This is a genomic window from Streptomyces sp. SolWspMP-5a-2 (assembly GCF_900091845.1).
GTDB lineage: Bacteria > Actinomycetota > Actinomycetes > Streptomycetales > Streptomycetaceae > Streptomyces > Streptomyces doudnae.
The window spans coordinates 1-9,885 of the sequence record NZ_FMCI01000033.1 but is presented as its reverse complement, the minus strand read 5'-3'; the positions used below and the strand labels follow the sequence as shown (position 1 = coordinate 9,885).

At 74.4% G+C, this 9,885-nt stretch carries 9 protein-coding genes; 3 read left to right on the top strand and 6 right to left on the bottom strand.

Going from position 1 to position 9,885, the window contains the following annotated elements; all coding sequences use genetic code 11:
• Positions 1-292: 292 nt before the first annotated feature.
• From GA0115242_RS02255 to GA0115242_RS02235, 4 genes are all read right to left on the bottom strand, one after another.
• Positions 293-757, bottom strand: coding sequence for an ATP-binding protein (locus GA0115242_RS02255; RefSeq protein WP_161352961.1), 465 nt, complete (start codon positions 755-757; stop codon positions 293-295).
• Positions 758-1,277: 520 nt separating this feature from the next.
• Entirely contained in the window at positions 1,278-2,141 is an 864-nt protein-coding gene (locus GA0115242_RS02245) for an acyl-CoA dehydrogenase (protein ID WP_093823918.1), read from the bottom strand.
• Position 2,142: 1 nt separating this feature from the next.
• Entirely contained in the window at positions 2,143-3,276 is a 1,134-nt protein-coding gene (locus GA0115242_RS02240) for an acyl-CoA dehydrogenase family protein (RefSeq protein ID WP_093823916.1), read from the bottom strand.
• Entirely contained in the window at positions 3,276-4,475 is a 1,200-nt protein-coding gene (locus tag GA0115242_RS02235; protein ID WP_093823914.1) for an amidohydrolase family protein, read from the bottom strand. The genes GA0115242_RS02240 and GA0115242_RS02235 overlap by 1 nt, the downstream gene beginning before the upstream one ends.
• 152 nt (positions 4,476-4,627) lie before the next feature.
• Between GA0115242_RS02235 and GA0115242_RS02230 the strand changes: the two genes are divergently transcribed.
• The gene (locus tag GA0115242_RS02230) at positions 4,628-6,142 is read left to right on the top strand and encodes a class I adenylate-forming enzyme family protein (protein ID WP_093823912.1); all 1,515 of its coding nucleotides are present in this window, start codon (positions 4,628-4,630) and stop codon (positions 6,140-6,142) included.
• Here the strand turns inward: GA0115242_RS02230 and GA0115242_RS02225 are convergent.
• Positions 6,121-6,633 (bottom strand): EF-hand domain-containing protein, encoded by a 513-nt coding sequence (locus tag GA0115242_RS02225; RefSeq protein ID WP_093823910.1) that lies wholly within the window; start codon positions 6,631-6,633, stop codon positions 6,121-6,123. The genes GA0115242_RS02230 and GA0115242_RS02225 overlap by 22 nt on opposite strands.
• Positions 6,634-6,831: 198 nt before the next feature.
• Positions 6,832-7,206, bottom strand: a complete 375-nt coding sequence (locus tag GA0115242_RS02220) for an STAS domain-containing protein (protein ID WP_093823908.1) — start codon at positions 7,204-7,206, stop codon at positions 6,832-6,834.
• Between the two features lie 412 nt (positions 7,207-7,618).
• Between GA0115242_RS02220 and GA0115242_RS02215 the strand changes: the two genes are divergently transcribed.
• Together GA0115242_RS02215 and GA0115242_RS02210 are read left to right on the top strand one after the other, a co-directional pair.
• Complete coding sequence (locus tag GA0115242_RS02215; protein ID WP_093823907.1) at positions 7,619-8,191, top strand: sigma-70 family RNA polymerase sigma factor; 573 nt, start codon at positions 7,619-7,621, stop codon at positions 8,189-8,191.
• Between the two features lie 401 nt (positions 8,192-8,592).
• Positions 8,593-9,879 (top strand): maleylpyruvate isomerase N-terminal domain-containing protein, encoded by a 1,287-nt coding sequence (locus GA0115242_RS02210; RefSeq protein WP_256089349.1) that lies wholly within the window; start codon positions 8,593-8,595, stop codon positions 9,877-9,879.
• Positions 9,880-9,885: the final 6 nt, after the last annotated feature.

Here is a 9,885-nt window from a genome sequence, read left to right as displayed (position 1 = left end):
ACCGCGCGCCGCCGTCCGGTTCGGCGCACCCGTCCCCGGCCCCGCCGACCGCGCGGGGTCCCGCGCCGATTCACGACCCACGCTCGCCGAGGGCCCCCGTCACCGGGGCCCTCGCCGTCCCCTCGCGGCGAATCGCTGAACACCAGCGTGATCAGCCGGTCACGAGGCGTCAACAGCCGTTCGCCGGTTTGTCACCCGGTCCCGCATCACGACGGGCGCGCACGGAAGCACGACGGGCGCGCGGCGGGGCGGCCCGAGGGGGCACCGGGCGGGCGGCCACGGGGCGCGCGGGTCAGACGGAGATGCCGTCCAGCAGCGACAGGCCCTCGTAGCCGGGGAGTCCGCCGCAGCGCGCCGCCCGGCGGCGGGCGCCGTGCCGGTCCAGTTCGCACCAGATGCGCTTGCCCGCGCCCTCCGCGCTCCAGCCCCAGCGGTCGGCGAGCCCGTCGACGAGGGCCAGGCCCCGGCCGCCCGTCGCCTCGCCGCCCACGCAGCGCGGCACCGGCGCGCGGGCGCTGGTGTCGGTGACCTCCAGGCGGACGGTCGCCGACTCCGCCGCGGCACCGTCGAGCGACAGCCGCAGCACGGCCGGACGGCCGGTGTGCACGACGGCGTTGGTGACCAGTTCGGAGACGAGCAGCACCAGCGTCTCGGCGAGCGGTTCGTCGGCCGCTATCCCGCACCCGGCGAGACGCGAGCGGGCCCACCGACGGGCTCGCCCCACCTCGGCGGGGTCGGGCCGGATCTCCAGTTGCACTTGAAGCACCTGCACCGCTCACACCATCCGAACCGGCGGACACATGACCTCACGCCGCGCACTCGCCGCGTCGAGGGCCACGATCGTAGCCATTTTCTGCATGGCCAGAACAACAGCCAGGGCAAGGGTCACGGAACGTGAATTCCTTGCGAGACAGCATCGTTGACGTACAGTCACCCCAACAAGCGCTTCGGGCATATTCCCGCGCGAAGGAGTACCCGTGCGGCATACTGTGCGACGCTCGCCAGGAGGAGTCGAACAGGCGGGGGCCGAGGGCCCGACCGCCCCGCGAGCACCGGCGCACACCGCCCGGTCCGGCGTCGCCCCGGGGGCCGCACCGGTTCCGTTCGCGCTCGGGACCACTCGCATCTCCCCCAAGGTACCGGAGCGACGGCCCGACTCCGGGCGGTGACGGGTCGTCCGCCCGCACCGGCCCGGGATCAACGCTGCGTAGTCCCCTCCCGCCACGATCGGCGACATGATCCACGGGGCCCGCGCGGGCCGTGCGGGCGGCGGCCGTTCAGGCGGTCAGCGCCGCGGCCAGCGCCTCCTCGGCGGCGGCCCCGCCGCCCCCGCGCCCGGCCCGCACCCACGCCCGCTTCAGATGCAGATGCACCTCGGACTCCCAGGTGAAACCCATGCCGCCGTGCACCTGGAGGCAGTCGCGGGCGCCGTCCACGGCGGCCTCGTCGGCGAGCAGCCGGGCCGCCGCGATGTCCGTCCGCGCGCCGGTGACGGCCGCCGCGTAGACGGCCGCGCGGGCGGTCTCGGCCCGCACCAGGAGCCCCGCGCACAGGTGCTGGACGGCCTGGAAGGCACCGATCGGCCGCCCGAACTGCTCACGGGTCCGGGCGTGTTGCACGGCCAGCTCGCACACACGGACGGCGGTGCCCAGTTGTTCGGCCGCGGTGAGCAGCACGGCGACCGGGTCGACCCGGGCCGCGCGCGCCACCCGGTGCAGCGGGGTCAGCGGATCGACCGACCGGACGGCGACGGCGTCCGCGGTGTCAGGACGCGCCACGTCGGCCGCGGCCAGCCACTCCACCGTCCACCCGTCGGCCGCCGCGACGACGGTCTCCCCGCTCGCCGCGCCCGGCACCTCGCCCGCCGCGCGCAGGGTGGCGATCAACGGGCCGGTGAGCAGCGCCCGCCCGGCCTCCTCGAACACCAACACGGCCTCCGGGAACCCGAGTCCGACACCGCCGTCCCGCTCGGGCAGGCACAGGGCGAAGAACCCGGCGTCCCCGAGCGTCCGCCACAGGGCCCGGTCGAGGCTGCCCCCGCCGGCGGCCGCGCGCCGCTCCCGCTCGCCGAACCGCCGCTCCAGCAGGTCGCGGGTGGCGCGGCGCAACGCGGTCTGGTCCTCGGTCAGTTGGAAGCGCATCTCATCTCCCTCTGGGCAGCCCGAGCATGCGTTCGGCGACGATGGTGCGCTGGATCTGGGAGGTGCCCGCGGCGATCGTGTAGGAGAGCGAGGAGAGGCGGTCGAGGACCCACGGGCTGTCGAGGTCGAGGGCGCCGGGGCCCAGCACGTCGGCGGCGGCGTCGTAGAGGTCCTGGCGGGCGTGCGAGTAGCGGAGCTTGAAGACGGAGCCGCCGACGCCGGGGACGCCTCCGCCGGCCGCGGCCTCGCTGACGTTCCACTGGGTCAGCCGCCACAGCGCGAGGAACTCGGCGTTGAGCCTGCCGAGCCTGCGCCGCAGCACCGCGTCGTCCCAGCGGCCGTCGCGCCGGGCGGCGGCGGCCAGTTCGCGCAGCACCCGGCGGCAGGCGACCACCTCGCCGACGAAGGCGGTGCCGCGCTCGAAGGAGAGCGTCACCATCGTCACCCGCCAGCCGTCGTTCTCGGCGCCGACCCGGTTCGCGACCGGGATCCGCACCCCGTCGAGGAACACCTCGGCGAACTCGGCCGATCCGGCGAGGGTGCGCAGCGGCCGTACGGTGACGCCGGGCGCGTCCATCGGCATCGCCAGCCAGCTGATGCCCCGGTGCCGCGGGGCGTCGGGGTCGGTGCGCACCAACAGCTCGCACCAGTCGGCGACTTCGGCGTGCGAGGTCCAGATCTTCGAGCCGTCCACGACGTAGTGGTCGCCGTCGCGGCGGGCGCGGGTGCGCAGCGAGGCGAGGTCGGAGCCCGCGCCCGGTTCGCTGAAGCCCTGGCACCAGACCTCCTCGCCGCGCAGGATCGGCGGCAGCCACCGCCGCCGCTGCCCGTCGGTGCCCTCGGCGGCGATGGTGGGTCCGGCGTGCAGCAGTCCGACGAAGTTGGCGCCGACGTAGGGCGCACCGGCCGCCTCGGTCTCCTCCAGGAAGATCAGGCGGGTGGTCGGCGAGGCGTCCCAGTGCAGCTCGCCGTAGCCCGCGTCGTACAGGGCGCGCTGCCAGCCGAGGTCGCGGGCGCGGCGGGCGGGCCAGTCGGCCGGGTCGGGCGGGGGCGGCAGGACGGGCAGCGCCGTCGCGAGCCACGCGCGCAGCCGGGCCCGGAACTCCTCGTCCTCGGGCGTGTGGGACAGGTCCATCAGCGGTACCTGGGGTGGTCCAGTTCGAGCAGCCGGATCGCGTTGCCGCGCATGAGCTTGAAGACGGTCTCGTCGTCGAGGCCCTTCACGTGGTCGAGGGCGACCTCTCTGGTGTGCGGGAAGGTCGAGTCGACGTGCGGGTAGTCGGTCTCGAAGGTGGCGTTGTCGCGGCCGACGACGTCGAGCGAGGCCACCCCGTGCTTGTCGCGGAAGAAGCAGCAGAACATCTGCCGGTAGTAGTACGAGGACGGCGGCTCGGGGACGATGTCGCGGACCCCGCCCCAGGCCCGGTGCTCCTCCCAGACGTCGTCGGCGCGTTCCAGGGCGTAGGGGATCCAGCCCATCTGGCCCTCGGAGTAGGCGAGCCGCAGCCGCGGGAAGCGCACCAGGACGCCGCTGAAGAGGAAGTCCATCATCGAGGCCATCGCGTTGTTGAAGGAGAGCGAGGCCTGGACGGCGGGCGGCGCGTCGGGGGAGGCGGCGGGCATCTGGGAGCTGGAGCCGATGTGCATGTTGACGGAGGTGCCGGTCTCCTGGCAGGCGGCGAAGAACGGGTCCCAGTGGCCGGAGTGGATGGACGGCAGCCCGAGGTGGGTGGGGATCTCGGAGAAGGTCACGGCCCGCACCCCGCGCGCGGCGTTGCGGTGGATCTCGGCGACGGCCAGGGGGACGTCCCAGAGCGGGATCAGGCAGAGCGGGATGAGGCGTCCGTCGCTGTCCCCGCACCACTCCTCGACCATCCAGTCGTTGTAGGCGCGCACGCAGGCGAGGGCGACCTCCTTGTCGCGGGCCTCGGCGAAGGTCTGGCCGCAGAAGCGCGGGAAGGTGGGGAAGCACAGGGAGCCCTCGACGTGGTTGAGGTCCATGTCCCGCAGCCGTTCCTTCGGGTCCCAGCAGCCGCGCCGCATCTCCGCCCGGGTGATGCCCTCCAGGGTCATGTCGTCCCGGTCGAAGCCGACGGCGGCGATGTTGCGCTTGTACGGGAACTGGAGGTCCTCGTAGATCCACCAGTCGGTGGGCGGTCCGTCGGGGTCCATGGTGATCCGGTACTTGCCCGCCACGTAGGCGAGTTCGCCGATCCCCGCGGTGAGCGGTCGCGGGCCGCGCTCGCGGTACCTGGCGGGCAGCCAGGTCTCGAAGAGGTGCGGGGGTTCGATCACGTGGTCGTCGACGCTGATGATGCGGGGCAGTTCGGTCATGGTCCCCACTTCCTGTGCCGCGGTCCAGATCTGATGGACCGTCAGATGTACCGTCGCCAGCAGGCTAGTGCCCCGCCTCTGGACCGACAAGGCGCCCGGCTCTACGCTCTCCGCACGATCTGACGGAACGTCAGCTACTGGGGGCCGCCGCCGTGACCGAAACCGCCCGCGCGCTCAGCACCGCCCGCACCCTGTGGGACCTGCTCGCCCGCCGCGCCGACCTCACCCCCGACCGCCCGGTCCTGCTCCAGGACGAGCGGGTCCTCACCTTCGGCGCCCTGCGCGCGCGGGCCGAGCGGGTCGCGGCGGGCCTCTACGACATGGGCGTGCGCCCCGGCACGGTGGTCGCCTGGCAACTGCCCACGAGGATCGAGACGGCGCTGCTCTCCTTCGCGCTGGCCCGGCTGGGCGCCGTCCAGTCACCGGTCATCCCGTTCTACCGGGACCGCGAAGTCGGCTTCGCGCTGCGGGAGTCGAAGGCCGAGTACTTCGCCGTGCCGGGCACCTGGCGGGGCTTCGACCACCGCGCGATGGCCCGGCGTCTGGGCGCCAGGGGCGTCTTCGAGGCGTACCGCGACCGGGACCTGCCCGACGGCGACCCCGCGCTGCTGCCGCCGCCGCCCGCCTCCGGCACCGCCGTCCGCTGGATATACTGGACCTCGGGGACGACGTCCGACCCCAAGGGCGTGCTGCACACCGACCGTTCACTGATCGCGGGCGGCTCGTGCCTGGCCCACGCGCTCGGCCTGACGGCGTCGGACGTCGGCTCGATGGCGTTCCCCTACGCCCACATCGCGGGCCCCGACTACACGGTGATGCTGCTGCTGTACGGCTTCCCCGCGGTGATGTTCGAGCACTTCGCGCTGCCGGGGTCGCTGGCGGGCTACCGGCGGCACGGGGTGACGGTGGCGGGCGGCTCGACGGCGTTCTACTCGATGTTCCTCGCCGAGCAGCGCGCCGCGCCCGGCCGGCGGCTGATCCCGACGCTGCGGCTGCTGGCGGGCGGCGGCGCGCCCAAGCCGCCCGAGGTCTACCACGCCGTGGTCCGCGAGATGGGCGTCCAGCTCACCCACGGCTACGGCATGACCGAGGTGCCGATGATCACCATGGGCTCCCCTGACGACACCGCCGAGAACCTCGCCACCACCGAGGGGCGGCCGCCGCGGGGCATGGCGATACGGATCGTGGACGGCGAGGTCAGGCTGCGCGGCGAGGCGGTGTGCCAGGGCTACCTGGACCCGGCGCAGACCGCGGCCGCCTTCGACGCGGACGGCTTCCTGCGCACCGGCGACCTGGGCCGCCTCACCCCGTCCGGGCACCTGGTGCTCACCGGCCGGATCAAGGACGTCATCATCCGCAAGGGCGAGAACATCTCCGCGAAGGAGATCGAGGACCTGCTCGCCGCGCACCCGGCGGTCGGCGACGTCGCGGTGGTCGGGCTGCCGGACGCGGAGCGCGGTGAACTGGTCTGCGCGGTGGTCGAACAGCCGCCGGGGGCACCGGCGTTGACCCTGGAGGAGGCCGTCGCCCATCTGCGCGCGGCGGGCCTGTCGCCGCACAAGCTGCCCGAGCGCCTGGAGGTGGTCGCCGCGCTGCCGCGCAACGACACCCTGCGCAAGGTGCTCAAGCACCGGCTGCGGGAGCGCTACTCGGGGACGGTGAAGTAGCGCGCGAACGCGGAGACGACCTCGGGTTCGGCGACCCGGCCGTCGCCGTCGGTGTCCAGGGCGGTGGCCGCGGTGCGGGCGACCTCCTCGGGCACGTGGAAGACCCGCAGCACCCGGGCGGTGTCCGTGACCGTCGGGTGGGCGTCGGGGTCCGGGGCGGCGACGGCGAGCGCCGCGTGCAGGAAGGGGCGGGCGATCTCCGCGAACCGCTCCGGGTTGTCGCGCAGCCGCTTGACCGCGCCGGTGACGAACTCCTCGCGCGTGATGCGCTGGTCGCCGTCCCGATCGGCGATGCCCGCCATGCCCTGCCAGAACGCCTCCGCGCCCGCGTACAGCGCCTGGCCCCGGTCGGAGCGGGCGGTGACACCGAACTCGGCGAGCAGCGCCTTGGCCGCGCCGCTGAAGTCCTCGCGGTCGATGGTGCCGTTGCCGTCCTGGTCGAAGGTGGCGAACCGGGCGGCGATCCTGCGCTCGTACTCGCTGCTGACCATGTCTTCTCGGACCGCCTCACGTCATGTCGGGTTCACCTGCGTGGAGCGTACGACGTACCGCCCGCGCGGGCAGGGGGAAAGCCGCGCTTGTACCAGGACTGGGGAATTTCCGGGGACCGGGTGGGATCGGAAGCGACCGGGAAGGACCGGACGGCCTCCCGGCCGGGCCGTGCGCGGGGGCGCGGCGGGGGGTCGTGATCAGGCCGACAGCGGGTCGGCCTCCTCGGAGAGGGCCGCCTCCAGGTCGGGGTACACGTCGAAGAGGCGGCGCACGCCCAGCGCGCCCAGCACCCGGTTGACGTGCGAGCCGTCGTCGGCGCCCCGGGCGGGCAGGATCAGCCGCAGCCGGCCCTGGCAGGAGCGGATCAGCCGGCGGGAGGCGATCAGCACGCCGACCCCGCTCGAATCGCAGAAGAAGACCTCGGAGAGGTCCAGGACGAGACCGTGCCGGCCGTCGGCCACCGCGTCGTGGACCCGCTGGCGCAGGGCCGGTGACGTCACCAGGTCGAGTTCGCCCGACACCTGGAGCACGGTCCAATCGCCCTGCTCGTCGCCGGTCACTTTGAACGCCACTCCATGCCCTTCACTCGCCGGGCCCCCACGATCCGGAAGCCTCTCCCACGCTTCCTTGCAGCGCGGCTGCCCAGCGGCCGTTCCCTGAAACACCGGCAAGGAAACGGAAGCCGAACCGAAGAGGCTTGTTTTCGTCGTCTTCAATCCTGTTCGATCGAGAACCGGACAGCTTCTGCCAAGAACTGGGCAGACACTCCTACACAACTGATCAAAGAGGCGCTGCGCTCCCGCACAAGGTAGTGAGTAAGGCCACATATCACCTGTGGCCTCTCAGGGGGCGCGCATTGCCACAAAGGGGCGTGCGCGGTCAGGAGCGCGGACTACATTCGGGAAGACGACGGCGGCGGACCCGGTCCGGCCGGGCCACAGCGCATGCGGCCGCCACGGGCACGACGAGGGGTGAGGTGACCGCGTGGTCAAGAAGGAAGCGTCGCCCCGCTGGGACCGCAGGATGCAGCAGCGGCTCGCGCGGGGCGAGGCCGCGGCCCTCGGTGAGCTGTACGACCGGTACGCGTCCCTGGTCCACGGCCTCGCCCACCGCGTCCTCGACGACGAGCGGGCCGCCGACGGGATCACCCGGGACGTCTTCGCCCACGTCTGGGAACACCCCGACGCCTACGACCCCAGAGAGGGCTCCCTGCGCACCTGGCTCGCCGCACTCGCCCAGCGCTCCGCGGTGGAGCGGCTGCGCGCCCAGGAGACGGCCACCCTCGCCCGCGCGCCCGGCGGCTCCGCCGAGGACCTGGAGCACCGGCTGCGCAGCGCCTCGGTGGCGGCCCGCGCCGACTACATCGTGACGGCGATGCCCACCCCGCTGCGCGACGCGCTGGACCTGGCCTACTTCCAGCGCCGCGACTACCGGCAGACCGCCGCCGACCTCGGCGTCACGGAGGACGAGGCCCGGCGCAGGCTCCGTCTGGGCCTCCAGCTCCTCTCCACCGCCCACGACATAGCCGACCCGCCGGAATTCGGCGGCGCGGCATGACGCCCCCGAGCGGCGCGAACCGCTTCGAGGCGTACGACGGGGGCGACGAAGGGGGAGGCGAGGAGAACGGCCACGACCAGGGCGGGCCTGAGCCGACGGTGGGCCGCCAGCGCGGGCACGGCCCCACCGGGAACCCGGCCGCCGACACCCCGGACGCGCCGGACCCGACGGGCGCACCGGACCCCGGGGACGGCGACGGCACCACCGACGCGGCCGACACCGACGGCACCAACGACGGCACCGCCGCCCACGACGGCCCTGACGGACCGGGCGGGTTCTGCGCCCCCGGCGGGCCGGGCGGGTCCGGCTCCGGATTCGGGGCGGATGCCGGGTCCGGGTCCGGGTCCGGGTCCGACTCCGGATTCGGGTCCGGGGCCGGGTCCGACGCCGGGGCCGGTGGCGTGCCGGGTGGGCTTGGTGGTTCGGGTGGGCTTGGTGGGTCGGGTGCGGCGCGGGGTGGCCGTCCCGCGCCCTGGATCCCGCTGCCCCGTGCCTCCGTCGAGGACAGCGGGCGGCCCCTGCCGCCGCTCGCGGAGCTGGGCGAGGCCGCGGCCCCTCCCCCGCCGCGCGAGTGGGAGCACCCGGTGCTGACGTCCCTGCTGGGCGCGTGGGCGCTCGCCGCCTGCTCCGCGGAGGAGACCGCGGCCGTCGAGGACCATCTGGGCGACTGCGGGCCCTGCGCGGACGAGGCGCGGCGGCTGCGCGAGGCCGTCGGGCTGCTGCACCGGCCGGAGAGCCTCGACCTGGACCCGGGGCTGCGCACCCGCGTCCTGGACAGCTGCCTCGACCGGCGCCCGCCGCGCATCCCCGTGCCGGACTGGGCCGGTCCCTACGACGCCGAGACCGCCCGCCTCGACGCCCTCCTCCAGGACATCCGCGACAGCGACTGGCACACGCCGGTGCGGCTGCGCTGGTTCGAGGACGAGGACATGGCGAGCCGCCGCACCACCGTCGCCGGGGTCATCGCGCACCTGCTGTCCGTGGACGGGCTCGTCGCGGTCGCCCTCGGGCTCGACGACCCGCTGGGCGACCACGCGGGCCGCGCCGCCGGGTCTCCGGCCGCGCGCACCGAGGCGTACTGGGGCGCCTCGCACGGGCCGCCCACCCGGGCGGTGCGGGGTCCCTGGCGGGAGCAGAGCCACGACCTGGTGCGCACGGTGGCCTTCGCGGGGAGCGACCGCGGTACGGCGATGCGGCCGGTCTCCTACGGTGACTTCCAACTGCCGTTGCAGGACGCGATGGTGGACCGGGCGTTCGAGTGCTGGGTGCACGCGGAGGACATCGCCGTGGCGGTGGACTATCCGTACGCGCCGCCGTCGCCGCGCGATCTGCACCGCATGATCGACCTGGCGGCGCGGACGCTGCCGACGGTGCTCGCGGCGCGGCGGCAGGCGGGGCTGGCGACGCCGACGCAGGGGCGGCATCTCGTACCCGCCGGGGAGCCGGGGCGCAGTCTGCGGCTGGAGATCGAGGGGTCGGGCGGCGGGGACTGGCTGATCCCGCTCGACTCCCCCGCGGCGAAGGGCTCCGCGGAGCACGAGGTGGCGCACATCGCGCTGGACGGCGTCGAGTTCTGCCGGCTGGCCGCGGGCCACGTACCGCCCCGCGAGGCCGCGGCGGGCCGCCTGGGCGACGCGACGGCGATCAGGGACGTCCTGTACGCAACGGCGTCCTTGAGCCGCATGTGACGGGGG

Bases quoted from the DNA above. Each gene is read 5' to 3' on its own strand.
- GA0115242_RS02245 (WP_093823918.1), bottom strand. From the start codon at position 2,141: ATGCGCTTCCAACTGACCGAGGACCAGACCGCGTTGCGCCGCGCCACC.
- GA0115242_RS02240 (WP_093823916.1), bottom strand. From the start codon at position 3,276: ATGGACCTGTCCCACACGCCCGAGGACGAGGAGTTCCGGGCCCGGCTG.
- GA0115242_RS02235 (WP_093823914.1), bottom strand. From the start codon at position 4,475: ATGACCGAACTGCCCCGCATCATCAGCGTCGACGACCACGTGATCGAA.
- GA0115242_RS02225 (WP_093823910.1), bottom strand. From the start codon at position 6,633: ATGGTCAGCAGCGAGTACGAGCGCAGGATCGCCGCCCGGTTCGCCACC.